Genomic DNA, 15,481 nt, shown 5'->3' on the forward strand with positions numbered 1-15,481 from the left:
CGCGCTGCCGGCGGCACCCGCCCGCTTCGTGTTTCGAGTGTGTTTCCAGACGGCCCGTTCCGAGCCGGGCGGCACCGTCGGCGAGTAGCCTGGAGGACATGCGCGAGACCCAGGCCCGCATCATCGCGGAACTCAACGTTCACCCCACCATCGACCCGGCGGAGGAGATCCGAACGCGGATCGACTTCCTGAAGTCCTACCTCACGACGACAGGCGCCAGAGGCTTCGTCCTCGGGATCAGCGGGGGCCAGGACTCCTCGCTCGCCGGGCGGCTGTGCCAACTTGCGGCGGAGGAACTCCGCGCGGAGAACGGCGATGCGGTGTTCATCGCCGTCCGTCTGCCGTACGCGGTCCAGCATGATGAGGACGATGCGCAACTCGCCTTGTCCTTCATCACGCCGGACCAGTCGATCGTCTTCAACATCCAGCGCGCAGTCGACGGATTCGAGGCGGAGTACGCCGATGCCACCGGCACGCGCATGTCTGATTTCGTCAAGGGCAATACGAAAGCGCGCGCGCGCATGATGGCGCAGTACGCAATCGCCGGCCAGCAGGGCCTGCTCGTCGTCGGAACCGATCACGCCGCCGAAGCAGTCACCGGATTCTTCACGAAGTTCGGCGACGGGGGAGCGGACGTCTTGCCGCTCAGCGGGCTCACCAAGCGTCAGGGGCGGGCGCTCCTCGAAGCGCTCGACGCTCCGGAACGCCTGTATCTCAAGGCACCGACGGCCGACCTCCTCGACGAGAACCCCGGCCAGACCGATGAAGCGAACTTGGGGCTCAGCTACCAGCAGATCGACGACTTCCTGGAGGGGGGCGCCATCGACGACGAAATCGCCGAGAAGATCGAAGCCCGCTACGTCGCGACCGAACACAAGCGGCAGGTGCCGGTGAACAAGTTCGACACGTGGTGGCGCCAGGGCTGAGGTCCTGCACGCAGACAGAACCGGCCGGTGCCCGAGGGCGCCGGCCGGTTCTGTCTGGCTCGCTGTCAGTTCAGATGGCTGAGAGTTGCACGTGGCTCAGAGCTTGCTGCTGGATGCTTTCGCCGCTCGTTCGGCTTCGAGGACTGCGACGTCGTCGATGATCCTCTGGGTCGTGCTCGTGTCGATCGGCTTGTTCGAGCGAGGCTTGGTCGCGGGCTCGATCTGTGAGCCCTGACCCGCTGGCGAACCCTGACCCACCGGCGAACCCTGGCCGGCCTGGGCCTGCGCATAGGTCTCGTGGTGCTGCTGAGCGACCCACGATTCCTGCTGCGCGATGAGGGCCTTCTCGCTGTCCGACGACTCGAACTGCCACCGCTTGAGATCGGAGTCGAAGACCTTCCGGGCTCGCGACGGCTTTTTGGTCCAGTCGATGAGGCGATCGCGGAACTCCTCGATCACGGGATCGAGCTCGTACCCGAAGGTCGCGGAGTTGCGCTTCATCTCGTGCAACTGGTGGTTGGCCCAGTCTGCTGCCGCCGCAGCGCCCTTGATGGGGCTGAGGCGGACGAGGATGTCTGCTTGGGCGACGGCGCGGTCGTTGAGGACCTGTTCGTGCGGGGTGAGCGAGTTCCACACGCTCGCCTCGGTCGCAGCGTCGATGAGGGCGGCGATCGCAGCATTCTTCTGCTCGCGGTCGCGCTGGTCCACGATCCCCTTGAGCGCACGACGGCTCACACCGGCGGCGAGGAGGACGGACACCACGACGGCCACGATGAACACGGCCGCAGCGAACAGCACGGGTCGTACCTCGGACGAGGTCAACCACTCTACGAAGTCATTCCACCACTGCATGTGCCGCAGACTACCCTCCGATGGGGTGCAGGCCGGGCCGACGCTCCGGGGTCACGGAGATCGATGCAGGGCTGTGACGGGCGGCATCCGTCATACGCGGAACGCGTCGACGGCGTCGTCCTTGGAGTGGAATCGGCCGAGCGGGAGATACGTGGCCGAGGCGACATGGAAGCGGCGTGCGACGAAGGACGTGTCGCCTGCGGCACCCAGCTGTTCGACGTTGCCGAGCACGCGTCCGTCGGGTGCCGTGATGCGCCAGTACCGGTGCCGGATGGCCGCTGCGACGGGAGCGTGAGGCGAGCGGCCCTGAACCGTGGTCTGCTGCTGCTGCTGCTGCTGCGTGCGTGCGAGTGCCGTCGGTGCGTGCGTCGCCTGCGTGCTTGCGGGGGCTGTTGTCGTCATCGTGTCCCTTCCCTGTGTGCTCCTGGTCTCACGGTACGACCGGCCACTGACATCGGCACGAGCGACGATCTCCGGCCTGACCAGGGTGGCGAGGAGCAGGCTGGGAGCGTGCCGCGAGCGGGCTCTGCGGGGAATGCCCGCACGACGCGAGCCGTTGTATCGTGAGGCTGCAGCAGCCGATGAACGAGGGAGACGCGATGACAGAGACCTATGTACTTGCCGGAGGATGTTTCTGGTGCCTCGACGCCGTGTACCGGAACCTCCGCGGCGTGTCCGCGGTGGTCAGCGGGTACACCGGCGGTTCCGTTCCCACGCCGAGCTACGAGCAGGTGTGCACCGGACGGACGGGCCACGCCGAGGCCGTCGCGGTGACGTTCGACCCGGAGGTCATCCCGGGCGACGTGATCCTCGACGCGTTCTTCACCCTGCACGACCCGACGCAATTGAACCGACAGGGCAATGACATCGGCACCCAGTACCGTTCCGCGATGTTCCCGGCCGATGACGCCCAGCGTGAAGTCTTCGAGGCCGCGATCGAGCGGGCCAAGGAATGGTGGGACGGCACGATCGTCACGACCATCGAACCGCTCGGCGAGTACTACGTCGCCGAGGACTACCACCAGGACTTCTTCGCGAAGAACCCGGGACAGGGGTACTGCCTGGCCGTGGCGCAGCCGAAGGTCATCAAGGTGCGCAAGCGGTTCTCGGAGTACGCACTCGCCTAAACGCTGAGCGAATCCGATGAGGAGGCTTCTCCGCCGGTCAGGCGGGGGAGCCTTCGTCGTTTTGGGGGTGCTCGCACCGTCGCTCGCCTCCGTCGTCGTGCTTCCTCCACAGCCGCCGCACTCGACGAGTTCTCCCCGGATGTCCCGATCCCCGCCCCCGGGCCCCGCCGGTCGACGAGGCTGGAGAAGCGCCCGGGAGCGCGACCGACTGGCACGGACGTCGTCTCCCGGGTGTTCCAGGAGGACCGCCCTTCTGGCAACCCTCCGGGAGGACACCATGGAAGACATCATCACCGTCTGCGGCAACGTGGCGACGCCGCCACGGCACTTCGTGGGACGAGAGAACGTGGACATCACGAGCTTCCGACTCGCGTCGTCACATCGCTACTTCGACAAGCGCAAGGACGCTTTCGAGTCGACACCGACCAATTGGTACACGGTCACCTGCTTCAAGTCCCTTGCCGTCGAAGTGCTTCGCAGCATCGCGAAAGGGCAACGCGTCCTGGTGACGGGTCGCCTCAAGATCCGCGATTGGGAGCGTGGTGACCGCACGGGGACCGACGTCGAGATCGATGCGGTGTCACTCGGCCTCGATCTCGCCTGGCAGCCACGGGGCGACCGCGACGGAGGCGAGGGGCAAGGTGGCGGCGAGCGGTCGGTGCGTGGAGCCGGGGACACGCCGGTTCCGGGATCACGATCCGACGACGGGCGGTCTGAACCGCAACACGGCGAAGGGGGCTGGGCGGTGGCGCCATTGGCGGACGGGGCGCCGGCAGAGTCGGGGTCTTCGTCAGAGCGTGCGGCCGAGCCCGTCTTCGCCGATTCGGGCGAACCGACGCCGTTCTGAACGAGTCGACTGGATGACGTCACGCTAGCTGAGCGTCGGGTGTGGCCGGAGCGGGATCCCACGGTTCTGTGGGGACGTCCCCGTAGACTGCTCCTCGTGCAGAACAGCTTCGATGGGCCGCTTCCAGAGCGCCGTGAACGACTCGTCCGTGTGTGGGGAAGAACTGGTCTCGCCGCCATCGCCGTGGCAACAGTCCTGCTCGTCTCCGCCTGCAGCCAGACACCGCCGGCACCGAGCCCGACGCCCACCGTCTCGCCGACGGAGACCGCTCCGGCGGCACCCGCACTCGTGCCCGGCGGAACTGCAGCGGAGAACCGCCCGTTCTTCGACGCCGTCAACACCGCGACGCTCGCGGCGAACAGCGCCGCTGACGGCCGAGCGTTCATCGACGGCCTGGTCGCCGCCGGTTTCACGAAGACCGACATGGAAGTGACGCCGGACACGACGAGCATCGATCTCGCCGCGGACTCCATTCAGTTCTCCGTCCGCATCGGCGACCACTGCCTCATCGGACAGAACGGCGCGAACATGGGGTACCACTCGGAGCTCGTGTCCGTCCTCGACACCGGGCGTTGCCTCATCGGCACGACCCGGCCAATAGACTGGTAAACGACATGGCTGAATACATTTACTCGATGGTTCGCGCCCGCAAAGCGGTCGGCGACAAACTCATCCTCGACGACGTCACGATGGCGTTCCTTCCCGGCGCCAAGATCGGCGTCGTCGGACCCAACGGTGCCGGTAAGTCCACGATCCTCAAGATCATGGCCGGCCTCGACACACCTAGCAACGGCGAAGCGAAGCTGACTCCGGGCTTCAGCGTCGGCATCCTCATGCAGGAGCCGGAACTCGACGAGACCAAGACCGTTCTCGAGAACGTCCAGGAGGGCGTTGGCGAGATCAAGGGCAAGGTCGACCGCTTCAATGAGATCTCGCTCGCGATGGCCGAACCCGACGCAGACTTCGATGCGCTGCTCGCCGAGATGGGCGTCCTCCAGGAAGCGATCGACGCGGCAGACGCGTGGGACCTCGACTCCCAGCTCGAACAGGCGATGGATGCACTCCGCTGCCCACCGTCCGACTCGATGGTCGTCAACCTCTCCGGTGGTGAGAAGCGACGCGTCGCCCTCTGCAAGCTCCTCCTGCAGAAGCCCGACCTCCTGCTCCTCGACGAACCGACCAACCACCTCGACGCCGAAAGCGTCCTCTGGCTCGAACAGCACCTCGCCGCGTACCCCGGCGCCGTGCTCGCCGTGACCCACGACCGGTACTTCCTCGACCACGTGGCCGAGTGGATCGCCGAGGTCGACCGCGGCAAGCTGTACCCCTACGAGGGCAACTACTCCACGTACCTGGAGAAGAAGGGCGAGCGCCTGCAGGTCCAGGGCAAGAAGGACGCGAAGCTCGCCAAGCGCCTCGCGAGCGAACTCGAGTGGGTCCGCAGCAACGCCAAGGGCCGCCAGGCCAAGTCCAAAGCCCGTCTCGCACGGTACGAGGAGATGGCGACGGAGGCCGAGCGCACCAGGAAGCTCGACTTCGAGGAGATCACGATCCCCGCAGGCCCGCGTCTCGGCTCCACGGTCCTCGACGCGAAGAAGCTCCAGAAGGGCTACGACGGCCGGGTCCTCATCGACGACCTCAGCTTCACGCTGCCCCGCAACGGCATCGTCGGCATCATCGGCCCCAACGGTGTCGGAAAGACGACGCTCTTCAAGACGATCGTCGGCATCGAACCGCTCGACAGCGGCGAGCTCAAGATCGGTGAGACCGTCAAGATGTCCTACGTCGACCAGACGCGAGGCGGCATCGACCCGAACAAGACGCTCTGGGAGGTCGTGTCCGAAGGACTCGACTACATCCAGGTCGGCAACCAGGGGATCCCGTCGCGGGCCTACGTGTCCACCTTCGGATTCAAGGGACCGGACCAGCAGAAGCGCGCAGGCATCCTCTCGGGTGGTGAGCGCAACCGGCTGAACCTGGCCCTCACGCTCAAGCAGGGCGGCAACCTGCTGCTCCTCGACGAACCGACCAACGACCTCGACGTCGAAACGCTCTCGAGCCTCGAGAACGCGCTGCTCGAATTCCCCGGTTGCGCCGTGGTCATCACACACGACCGGTGGTTCCTCGACCGCATCGCGACGCACATCCTCGCCTACGAAGGCACCGAGGAGAACCCGTCCAACTGGCACTGGTTCGAGGGCAACTTCGAATCCTACGAAGAGAACAAGATCGAACGACTCGGCGCAGACGCCGCCAAGCCGCACCGGTCAGCGCACCGCAGGCTCACGCGCGACTGAGCGCTCCGGCCGCCTCCCCGTCTCAGACGGGGAGGCGGCCGTTCCCGTTGCAGCGTCGCTCGACCGGAGCGCCGCACCGGACACGAAGGAACCCGATGACGAGACTCCACGTTCCCATGCCCCTCCGGTGGGGCGACCTCGACGCCTTCAACCACGTCAACAACGCGACCCTTCTGAAACTCCTCGAAGAAGCACGCGTTCGGGTGTTCTGGAAACCGACCGTGCCCGGCGAAGAAGCTCCGCCGACAGCGGTCATCGAAGCGCGCCTCGACGCCGACACCCTCACCCTCGTCGCGCATCAGGAGATCGAGTACCTCGCACCGATTCCGTACCAGCGGGCTCCGCTCGACATCCAACTGTGGATGGGCAAGATCGGCGGGGCGAGCATGCAGGTGAGCTACGAGGTGTTCAGCCCCCTCAGCGACTCGCCGCAGGTGTTGTACGCGAAAGCGTCGACGACCGTGGTGCTCGTCGACTCGAGGACGATGGCGCCCAGGCGCATCGGCGACGTCGAACGCGCCGCGTGGGAACCGTACCTCGAGGAGCCGGTGCAGTTCAGCAGGCGGTGAGGGGTCGGGGCGGGTCGTGGACACTTCGACAGGCTCAGTGACCGGGCCAGGCTCGGTGACCGGGCCAGGCTCAGTGACCGGGACAGGCTCAGTGACCGGGCCAGGCTCAGTGACCGGGCCAGGCTCAGAGCTCGGGGATGCGGACCATGCCCTCCTGGGCGACACTTGCGATGAGCACGCCGTCGCGGCTAAAGATCTTCCCGAGCGAGAGGCCGCGTCCGCCCGTCGCGCTCGGCGACTCCTGGACGTAGAGCAGCCACTCGTCGACGCGAGCCGGCCGGTGCCACCACATCGCGTGGTCGAGGCTCGCGACCTTGATTCCAGGTGTGGCCCACGGCACCCCGTGACGGCGCAGGATCGGCTCGAGGATCGTGTAGTCGCTCGCGTAGGCGAGGGCGGCACGGTGCAGCGTCGGCTCGTCCGGCAGCGCACCGATCGCTTTGAACCAGAGCGCCTGGTGCGCGCTGCGGCCGCCTTCGACCGTGAGGTAGATGGGGGAGGGGATGTGCCGCATGTCGAACGGTCGTCCTGTTCCCCAGGCTTTCGCAGCCGGGTGGTCGATGCCCTCGAGGAGCTGCGCCGCGGACGGCAGCGTCTCAGGAGCGGGTAGATCGGTCGGCATGTCGACCTGGTGCTCGGGTCCTGAATCGCTGCGCTGGAACGAAGCGATCATCGACAGGATGGGCACTCCGTTCTGATACGCCTGCGTGCGCCTCGTCGCGAACGAGCGCCCCTCATGGATGCGGTCGACCGCGAAGGTGATGGGCAGCTCGACATTGCCCGGACGCAGGAAGTAGCCGTGCATCGAGTGGATCGGACGATCGGGGTCGACGGTCCTCGTGGCGGCGACGACCGACTGGGCGAGCACCTGCCCGCCGAACACGCGGCCGTGCGGCATCCACTGCGAGGGACCGGTGTAGATGTCCTCGTTGGTGCGGGCGCCGGTGTCACTCAGATCGAGTGCGGCGAGGAATGATTCGATCGGGTCCGTCACGGGTGGTGCCTTCCGTTCATCGCTGGGCGACGTCTCGGGGACGACGGGCCCATCAAGTAGTTTAGAGAGCAGATGTCTACCTCTCTGAATCTCGCCGACGCACCCACTCGATCCGACCTCGCCGTCTTCGCGGCGCGCGCGGCCAGGCTCGACGACTCCGCGATCCGTCTCGTCGTCATCGGCCGTGTCCTCGCGGTCTCCGCGCCCGTGCTGTACCCGCGAGGGATCATGGACCGGTCTCCGACCATTCTCGGGATGCGCACGTTCGCGCTCGCCGAGGCGGCAGACGTCGACGTGGTCGTGACGCCGCAGGAGATCCTCGATCGTCTCGCCAGACTGGCCTCCGCGGAGGGTGAGGAACTGCGGATGCCGCTCCCACCGTCGTCGAAGGCCGTGAGCTGGGCCGGGCAGTCGGCTCCGCGCGGCGGTTGGGTGCAGGTCGGGGAGCTCGACACCGTGGCGCTCGAGACGGTGGCGAAAGAAGGCGCGGCAGAGATCGCCGCGGCGCTTCCGGAGGCTGCAGGGGACCACATCGTGCAGAAGGTGCGTTCCACCGTGTGGTCGCAGCCGCTCGCCGGAGGCCACGGTCTCCCGGCCGGCGCCGCCTTCGCAGCGGTCGGCCTCGGATTCCTGGGTGCACCGGAGTCCGCACGTGTCTTCGCTTCCGGTGCGTGGTCGCGGCTCACGACCGATCGGGGCCACGTGCTCGCGAAGACGGTCACGGGCTGAGCCGAACTCATCGGCCGACGCGAATCGGCGTCATCGACACGTCACCTGGCCGCCATCGCCCGTCCGGCGGTCCGGCCGCTGAACAGGCAGCCGCCCAGGAAGGTGCCTTCGAGCGCGCGGTAGCCGTGGAGGCCGCCGCCGCCGAATCCGCTTGCTTCCCCTGCCGCGTACAGCCCGTCGATCGGTGCACCCGTCGGGTCGAGGACGCGCGCATCGAGGTCGGTCTCGATGCCTCCGAGGCTCTTCCTGGTCAGCACGTGCAGCTTGACGGCGATGAGCGGCCCGGCCTTCGGATCCAGAAGCCGGTGCGGTGACGCGACGCGGATGAGCTTGTCGCCCTGGTAGTTCCTCGCGCCCCGGAGCGCGGTGATCTGCAGGTCCTTGGTGAACGCGTTGTCGATCTCGCGGTCGCGGGCCTCGACCTCCGCAGTGATTCGATCGCCGTCCAGCAGGACGTCCGGGCTGAGCTCTTGCATTCCTGCGATGAGTTCCGTGAGCGTGTCCGCCACGACGAAGTCGACGCCGTTTCGCTTGAACGCCTCGACGGGGCCGGGCGCACCCGGTGCGATGCGTTTCGCGAGGAGGCGTACGTCCTTGCCGGTGAGGTCGGGGTTCTGCTCGCTCCCGGAGAGGGCGAACTCCTTCTCGATGATCTTCTGGGTGAGGACGAACCAGCTGTGGTCGTGGCCGGTCGTGCGGAGGTGTTCGAGGGTCCCGAGGGTGTCGAAGCCGGGGAAGAGGGGGACAGGGAGGCGCTTGCCCGTGGCGTCGAACCAGAGGGACGACGGGCCGGGGAGGATGCGGATGCCGTGCTGCGGCCAGACCGGATCCCAGTTCGTGATGCCTTCGACGTAGTGCCACATGCGATCGCCGTTGATGAGGTTCCCGCCCGCGCGCTCCGTGATCGCGAGCATCCGTCCGTCGACGTGCGCCGGCACGCCGGAGAGCATCTCCTTCGGCGGGGTCCCGAGCCGTGCAGGCCAGGCCTTCCGCACGAGCTCATGGTTGCCGCCGATGCCGCCGCTCGACACGAGCACGGATGCGGCCGAGAACTCGAAGTCGTCGACGACTTCGCGGGAGGAGGAGACTCCGCGGGCCGCACGTGAGGGCTCCAGCACCGCGCCTCGCACGCCGGTGACGGCCCCGTCGGTGACGACGAGTTCGTCGACGCGGTGCCGGAACCTGGTGGTCACGAGTCCGCGTTCGATTCCCTCGCGCACGCGCTCGACGAACGGCGCGATGATCCCGGGCCCGGTGCCCCACGTGATGTGGAATCGCGGGACCGAGTTGCCGTGACCGATGGCGCCGTAGCCGCCGCGCTCCGCCCACCCCACGATGGGGAAGAACGAGACGCCGCGTTCGCGCAGCCATGCGCGCTTCTCGCCTGCCGCGAACTGGAGGTACGCCTCAGCCCACTGACGGGGCCAGTAATCCTCGTCGCGGTCGAAGCCGGCCGTTCCGAACCAGTCCTGCCTGGCGAGTTCGAGGGAGTCCTTGACGCCGAGCCTGCGCTGTTCGGGGGAGTCCACGAGGAACAGCCCGCCGAACGACCAGAACGCCTGGCCGCCGAGGTTCGTCTCCGGTTCCTGGTCGAGCAGGAGGACGCGTTTGCCCGCGTCGATCAGTTCTGCGGCCGCGACGAGACCGGCCAGACCAGCTCCGATGATGATCGCGTCGGCTGCGACGGGTGATGCTGGCATCCTGTGACTCCTTCGGCACTCGGGTGTGTCACCGATCGTAGAGCAGAGTGGGGCAAACGTCCCACATCAAATCGACGGTTGTCGGAAACCACGGGAGTGCCCGGGTCAGAGGAGGCTGTTCCTGGTCCTGTCGGTGTCCTCGAACGTGTTGACCATCGCGTGCGCCGCGCGCTCGAAGTAGTCCCACAGGGTTGCGGCGTGCAATGGCGAGAGGTCGAGCGAGTCGACCGCGGCCTTCATATGCTTCATCCAGCGGTCCCGCGCATCGGGGTTGACCGCGAACGGCATGTGCCGCATCCTGAGCCGCGGGTGTCCGCGCCGTTCGCTGTAGGTGCCTGGCCCGCCCCAGTACTGTTCGAGGAACATCGTCATGCGCTCGGCAGCGGGACCGAGGTCCTCCTCCGGGTACATGGGCTTCAGGACGGGATCGCCGGCGATGCCCCGGTAGAACTCGTCGACGAGCGCCACGAAGGTCTCGTGGCCGCCGATCTGGTCGTAGAAGCTCGTCTCGGGTGCGTCGCTCACGGTCAGGCCTTCGGTTTCTTGGTGTTCATCGCAGAGGGTGGGACGACCGTGTTCGGGCGCGTGCGCGGCGGGCGGGCGCCCGTGATGCTCGCGGCGCCCTCGAAGCCGGAGAGCACGATGCTGTTGAGCGAGGGGAGGTGGACGCCCATGTCGTCGATCGCACGCTTCAGGCGGCTGCGGAGTTCGCGCGCCACATCGTCCTTCGCACTCGTGCGCGTCTTCATCACGAGCCGAATGACGAGCGCGTCGCCCGAGATCGATTCCAGGCCCCACAGCTCGGGCTTGTCGAGGATGCGCGAACGCCACTTCGGGTCGTGCGAGAGATCGGTCGCCGTCTCGAGCATCTTGGCCTGCACGGCGTCGACGTCGGCGTCGTAGGGGATCGCCAGGTCGATGATGACGCGTGACCAGCCCTGCGACATGTTGCCCACGCGCAGGATCTCACCGTTGCGGACGAACCACAGCGTCCCGTTGACGTCGCGGACCTGGGTGACGCGGATGCCGACCGTCTCGACGACGCCGGTGGCCGGACCGAGGTCGACGACGTCACCGACGCCGAGCTGATCCTCCATGACCATGAACAGTCCGTTGAGGATGTCCTTGACGATGTTCTGCGCACCGAAACCGAGGCCGGCGCCGACCGCTGCCGTCAGGAGCGCGAAGGAGCCGAGGATCTCCGAGTTGAGCGTGAAGACGACCAGGATGATGGCGACGACGACGATGGTCACGTTCACGATGTTGCTGAGAACCGTGCCGAGCGTCCGGGTACGTTGAACGAGTCGAACGGCTGCAAGCGGCGAGGCCAGGAGAGACTGCGTGTCATCCACCTTGGCGTTCTTCTTCACCCCGCTGACGATGCGTCCGACGACCCGCCGGATCACATAGCGAAGTATCCACGCGGCGAAGAACGCACCGACGATGATCACGGCGATCGTGAGCAGTTTCCAGCCCGACGTCACCAGGAAGCCGAGCACGTTGGTCCAGATCTCATCCCAATTCATATGCGGTCAGTCTATCGACGGCACATCCGTGAACATGGGGAGGCTCCTGGGCATCCCGTGAGCGGCGGGTGTGCGACTCACGGACGGACGAGGCCGTTGCGGTAGGCGAAGATGACGGCCTGGACCCGATCGCGCAGCTGCAGCTTCATGAGCACACGGCCGACGTGGGTCTTGACGGTCGACTCCGAGAGCACGAAGTGCGCGGCGATCTCCGCGTTGCTGAGGCCCTCCGCCATGGCGATGAGGATGTCGCGTTCCCGCGGCGTCAGTTCGTCGAGCTCCGAGCCGGCGGACTCGCCCGTCGCGGCGTCGTTGGCAGGCAGTTCGTCGGCGAAGAGCTCGAGCATGCGCTTCGTGACGCGGGAGGACACCGCGGCATCGCCCGAGTACACGGCGCGGATCGCTGAGGTGAGCTCCGCCGGCAGCGCGTCCTTCAGGAGGAAGCCGCTCGCGCCCGCCCGCAGCGCCGCGAACGCGTATTCGTCGAGGTCGAAGGTCGTGAGGATGATGATGCGGCTGTCCGGTCGGTCGGCGACGATCCGCTGGGTCGCTCCGATGCCGTCGAGCCCGGGCATCCGCACATCCATGAGGATGACGTCCGGCTGCAGTCGTTCGGCCATCTCGATGGCCTCCGCGCCGCTTGCCGCTTCGCCGACCACTTCGAGGTCGTCCTCCGCGCCGAGGACGAGGCTGAAACCGAGTCGGATGAGCTGCTGGTCGTCCACGAGGAGGATCCGGATGGGTGAGGAGGTCATGTGCTGGTGCTCCTGGGAGTCGAAGGGACGGGTCCGAGCCTACGCGGTGCCGCGGGGCGGGATGCTGCGAAGATGCGGTGCTGTGAATCGGCCAGGGAATGCGCTCGGGCGAACGTCACGGACGCGCGGCGGACGGCAGGGTCGCGTGGACCCGCCAGGTCCGGTTGCCGACTGGGCCGGCCGCGACGGAGCCGCCCTGGAAGGCCACCCGCTCGCGGAGGCCGATGAGTCCTTGGCCTGCGCCCACCGACGGTGCGTCCGCGATCGCTCCGTCGTTCTCGACGATGACCTCGATCTCGGCCCCGCGGTTGGTGATCGAGACGTCGACCCTCGTCGGCTGTTCGCTGTAGCGGAGGGCGTTCGTGAGCCCCTCCTGGACGATGCGGTAGACCGCCAGCTGCACGGACGGGTCCTCGGTGGCGGGGCCCGTGGTCGTGAGTCTCGCGGGGAGCCCGGTGGTCCGGAACGTCTCGACGAGCGCGGGGATGGCCTCGGCGTCCGGCTGCGGCGTGAGGGGGGCGTTCCCCTCCTCGCGGAGCACGCCGAGCATCCGACGCATGTCCGTCAACGACGTGCGCGCGGCTTGGGCCACGGCGTTCATGGCGACCCGCGCGGAGTCCTGATTCTTCGTGGCGACCGCGCCCTCCGACAACGCGACGATGACGGTGAGACTGTGCGAGACGATGTCGTGCATCTCCCTGGCGATGCGTGTCCGCTCGCCGGCGGCCGCGAGCTGCGCCTGCTGGTCGCGTTCCCTGGCCAGCTGCGCCGCACGATCGACGAGTGCCGCGACGTAGCGCTTCCGGTTGCCGATGTTGATGCCGATGAGCAGACCGAAGAGGCCGAGGCCGGTGAGGCCGATGATCGACTGGTAGGCGCCGCCGGAGCCCATGATGCCCGCCCAGGGCAGGAACGGGGAGATGACGATGAACACGACGGTCCCGGCGAAGGCCAGCCAACCGTCCTTTGCGGAGCGATACACGGCGATGCTGTACAGCAGGATCGGCATCGCGAGGATGTCGAAACCGCCGTCGGGGGCCGCCGCGATGACGCCCATCACGAGCGAGACGCCGAGCATCAGCACCGGTCGATGGCGTCTGAACAGGACTGCAGCGGTCGTCACGAGGACGGCCACGATCGAGATGACGACCCGGTACGGGGTCAGGGGGGCCATGGTCCCGTCATCGAACACGAGCGCCGTGGAGGCCAGCGTGCCGAGCATCGTGACGAAGCAGTAGACGCCGGCGATGATCGAGTCCGCCACCCATGGATGACGGGCCCACCATTGCCGGATGACGCCGGGCGGCTTCGGCAACAGCAGATCCTCCTCCGACGGGGTGGTGTCCCGTCGGGGGAGGATCTGGTCTGCGGTCATGACTCCGATGCTACGCGTCCCGTCTCCGCAGCACGGCTCCGGCCGCGACGAGCCCGGCGACGACCCAGGCCAGGAGCACGAGGAAGCCCTGCCACGGTTCCAGCGCACCACCGCTCATCGGGGTGGAGAACATGGACTGGCCGGCGTTCGAGGGGAGGATCGTCGCGATGGTCCGCGCGACGTCGCCGGGGACCATCGCCGCCATGATCGGCGCGACGAGGACGAGGGCGAGCGATGCCCCGATCGCTCCGGCGCCGCTGCGCAGGAGGAACCCGATCGTGAGTGCGAGGATGGAGAGCAGCGCGAGGTACAGCGCCGACAGCGTGAGTGGTGCCATGGCGGAGCCGTCGACGGCGAGGCCGGCGGGCGCGAGGATCGGTGTGGTCACGGCGACCGTGAGCGCTGCGCCGACGAGACCCGTGACGAACAGTGTCGTTCCGACCACGAGGGCTTTCGCGAAGAGCGTCGACAGGCGACCGGGTGCGGCCGCGAGGGTGGAGCGGATCATGCCGGTCGAGTACTCGCCCGTGATGGCGAGGGCACCGAGCACCGCGGCGATCAGCTGTGCGAGGAAGACCCCGAACGTCGCGACCTGCAGGCCGACCGCCGCACCGCCTGGCCCGGCCACGGCGTCGTCTCCTGCGATCGACACCATGCTGACGGCCATGAGCGACCCGACGGCGAGTTGGACGAAGACGATCGTCGCGAGCGCCCACCAGGTGGAGCGCAGCGTGAAGAGCTTGATCTGTTCGGAGCGGAGCACTCGCGGGAATGAGACGGCTCCGGCGCTCGTCGCGCGAGCGTGCTGGGCGCGGTCGGCGGATTCGACGGCGTGCGCGACGATCGAGGCGGTCATCGTGCGGCTCCCGTCCGGTACTCGACGGCGTCGCCGGTGAGGCTGAGGTACGCGTCCTCGAGGGAACCGGACTTCGGCGTGAGTTCGTGGAGCACGAGGGCGGCGCCTGCTGCAGCGACGCCGACCTCGGCGGAACTGACGCCCGTGATCTCGAGCAGGTGCTCCTCGAGCCGGGTGATCGAGACGCCGTCGCGCGTGAAGAGCGCTGCCAGCTGGGTGGCGTGGGGGGTGCGGACCACGACGCTCGTCGCGGTCCACTGACGGAGCAGTTGGTCGATCGGGCCGTCGGCCAGGACGCGCCCGCGGCCGAGGACGATGACGTGATCGGCGGTGAGCGCCATCTCGCTCATGAGGTGGGAGGACAGGAAGACGGTCCGCCCTTCCGCCGCGAGGTGCTTGACGAAGGTGCGCACCCAGAGGACGCCCTCCGGGTCGAGGCCGTTGACGGGTTCGTCGAGGATGAGGGTGTGCGGGTCGCCGAGGAGCGCGGAGGCGATACCGAGACGCTGGCCCATGCCGAGGGAGAAGCCGCCGACGCGTTTGCCGGCGACGGACTCGAGACCGGTGAGGCCGATGACCTCGTCGACGCGTTTCATCGGGATGCCGTGGGTCGCGGCCATCGCGCGGAGGTGGTCGCGGGCGGAGCGGCCGGTGTGGACGGCCTTGGCGTCGAGGAGGGCTCCGACTTCTCGGAGCGGTGCCTTGAGCTGGTCGTAGCGCTTGCCGCCGATCGTGACGGTGCCGCTCGTCGGGCGGTCGAGGCCGACGATCATCCGCATCGTCGTGGACTTGCCGGCGCCGTTCGGACCGAGGAACCCGGTGACCTGGCCCGGGCGGATCGTGAAGCCGACATCGTCGACGGCTCGCTTGTCGCCGTAGCGCTTGCTGAGGTGTTCTGCCGTGATCATGTCTTCCACGGTACGGAGAA

17 protein-coding genes are annotated in these 15,481 nt (G+C 67.6%); 7 read left to right on the forward strand and 10 right to left on the reverse strand.

From position 1 onward, the window contains the following. Positions 1 to 98 precede the first annotated feature (98 nt). Positions 99 to 926: an ammonia-dependent NAD(+) synthetase gene (nadE, locus tag ACQ3HB_RS05665; RefSeq protein WP_430918543.1), complete on the forward strand. Its 828-nt coding sequence runs from the start codon at positions 99 to 101 to the stop codon at positions 924 to 926. Positions 927 to 1,022: 96 nt separating this feature from the next. On the opposite strand, the gene ACQ3HB_RS05670 is transcribed toward nadE, so the two are convergent. Further along, entirely contained in the window at positions 1,023 to 1,778 is a 756-nt protein-coding gene (locus ACQ3HB_RS05670; RefSeq protein WP_430918544.1) for a hypothetical protein, read from the reverse strand. 90 nt (positions 1,779 to 1,868) lie between these two features. Then, positions 1,869 to 2,180 carry a hypothetical protein gene (locus ACQ3HB_RS05675; protein ID WP_430918546.1) on the reverse strand — a complete coding sequence of 104 codons (312 nt, stop codon included), beginning with the start codon at positions 2,178 to 2,180 and terminating at the stop codon, positions 1,869 to 1,871. Between the two features lie 197 nt (positions 2,181 to 2,377). On the opposite strand from ACQ3HB_RS05675, the gene msrA reads away from it, so the two are divergent. From msrA to ACQ3HB_RS05700, 5 genes are all read left to right on the forward strand, one after another. Next, positions 2,378 to 2,905 carry a peptide-methionine (S)-S-oxide reductase MsrA gene (gene msrA, locus ACQ3HB_RS05680; RefSeq protein ID WP_430918548.1) on the forward strand — a complete coding sequence of 176 codons (528 nt, stop codon included), beginning with the start codon at positions 2,378 to 2,380 and terminating at the stop codon, positions 2,903 to 2,905. Between the two features lie 277 nt (positions 2,906 to 3,182). Then, entirely contained in the window at positions 3,183 to 3,752 is a 570-nt protein-coding gene (locus ACQ3HB_RS05685) for a single-stranded DNA-binding protein (RefSeq protein ID WP_430918549.1), read from the forward strand. A gap of 96 nt (positions 3,753 to 3,848) precedes the next feature. Next, positions 3,849 to 4,361, forward strand: coding sequence for a DUF6993 domain-containing protein (locus tag ACQ3HB_RS05690; protein ID WP_430918551.1), 513 nt, complete (start codon positions 3,849 to 3,851; stop codon positions 4,359 to 4,361). A 5-nt stretch (positions 4,362 to 4,366) separates the two neighbouring features. Next, positions 4,367 to 6,049, forward strand: a complete 1,683-nt coding sequence (gene ettA, locus ACQ3HB_RS05695) for an energy-dependent translational throttle protein EttA (protein WP_430918554.1) — start codon at positions 4,367 to 4,369, stop codon at positions 6,047 to 6,049. Positions 6,050 to 6,144: 95 nt separating this feature from the next. Beyond that, complete coding sequence (locus tag ACQ3HB_RS05700) at positions 6,145 to 6,618, forward strand: acyl-CoA thioesterase (protein ID WP_430918556.1); 474 nt, start codon at positions 6,145 to 6,147, stop codon at positions 6,616 to 6,618. A gap of 124 nt (positions 6,619 to 6,742) precedes the next feature. Here the strand turns inward: ACQ3HB_RS05700 and ACQ3HB_RS05705 are convergent, their stop codons facing one another. Next, positions 6,743 to 7,612 (reverse strand): acyl-CoA thioesterase, encoded by an 870-nt coding sequence (locus ACQ3HB_RS05705; RefSeq protein WP_430918558.1) that lies wholly within the window; start codon positions 7,610 to 7,612, stop codon positions 6,743 to 6,745. A gap of 72 nt (positions 7,613 to 7,684) precedes the next feature. Here ACQ3HB_RS05705 and ACQ3HB_RS05710 point away from each other — a divergent pair, with 72 nt between their 5' ends. Further along, complete coding sequence (locus ACQ3HB_RS05710) at positions 7,685 to 8,341, forward strand: DUF8185 domain-containing protein (RefSeq protein WP_430918560.1); 657 nt, start codon at positions 7,685 to 7,687, stop codon at positions 8,339 to 8,341. A gap of 41 nt (positions 8,342 to 8,382) precedes the next feature. Here ACQ3HB_RS05710 and ACQ3HB_RS05715 read toward each other — a convergent pair whose 3' ends face one another. From ACQ3HB_RS05715 to ACQ3HB_RS05745, 7 genes are all read right to left on the reverse strand, one after another. Continuing rightward, entirely contained in the window at positions 8,383 to 10,041 is a 1,659-nt protein-coding gene (locus tag ACQ3HB_RS05715) for an FAD-binding dehydrogenase (RefSeq protein ID WP_430918561.1), read from the reverse strand. Positions 10,042 to 10,146: 105 nt separating this feature from the next. Next, a complete protein-coding gene (locus ACQ3HB_RS05720; RefSeq protein ID WP_430918563.1) occupies positions 10,147 to 10,566 on the reverse strand; it encodes a globin in 420 nt (139 codons plus the stop codon). Positions 10,567 to 10,568: 2 nt separating this feature from the next. Further along, positions 10,569 to 11,567, reverse strand: a complete 999-nt coding sequence (locus ACQ3HB_RS05725; RefSeq protein ID WP_430918565.1) for a mechanosensitive ion channel family protein — start codon at positions 11,565 to 11,567, stop codon at positions 10,569 to 10,571. Positions 11,568 to 11,644: 77 nt separating this feature from the next. Further along, entirely contained in the window at positions 11,645 to 12,322 is a 678-nt protein-coding gene (locus ACQ3HB_RS05730) for a response regulator (protein ID WP_430918567.1), read from the reverse strand. A gap of 115 nt (positions 12,323 to 12,437) precedes the next feature. Then, complete coding sequence (locus tag ACQ3HB_RS05735; protein ID WP_430918569.1) at positions 12,438 to 13,697, reverse strand: sensor histidine kinase; 1,260 nt, start codon at positions 13,695 to 13,697, stop codon at positions 12,438 to 12,440. Between the two features lie 10 nt (positions 13,698 to 13,707). Next, positions 13,708 to 14,553 (reverse strand): ABC transporter permease, encoded by an 846-nt coding sequence (locus ACQ3HB_RS05740; RefSeq protein WP_476742050.1) that lies wholly within the window; start codon positions 14,551 to 14,553, stop codon positions 13,708 to 13,710. Continuing rightward, positions 14,550 to 15,461 (reverse strand): ABC transporter ATP-binding protein, encoded by a 912-nt coding sequence (locus ACQ3HB_RS05745; RefSeq protein ID WP_430918571.1) that lies wholly within the window; start codon positions 15,459 to 15,461, stop codon positions 14,550 to 14,552. Before ACQ3HB_RS05745 ends, ACQ3HB_RS05740 begins: the two co-directional genes overlap by 4 nt. Positions 15,462 to 15,481: the final 20 nt, after the last annotated feature.

The sequence above is a fragment of the Plantibacter lichenum genome, assembly GCF_050587525.1.
GTDB lineage: Bacteria > Actinomycetota > Actinomycetes > Actinomycetales > Microbacteriaceae > Plantibacter.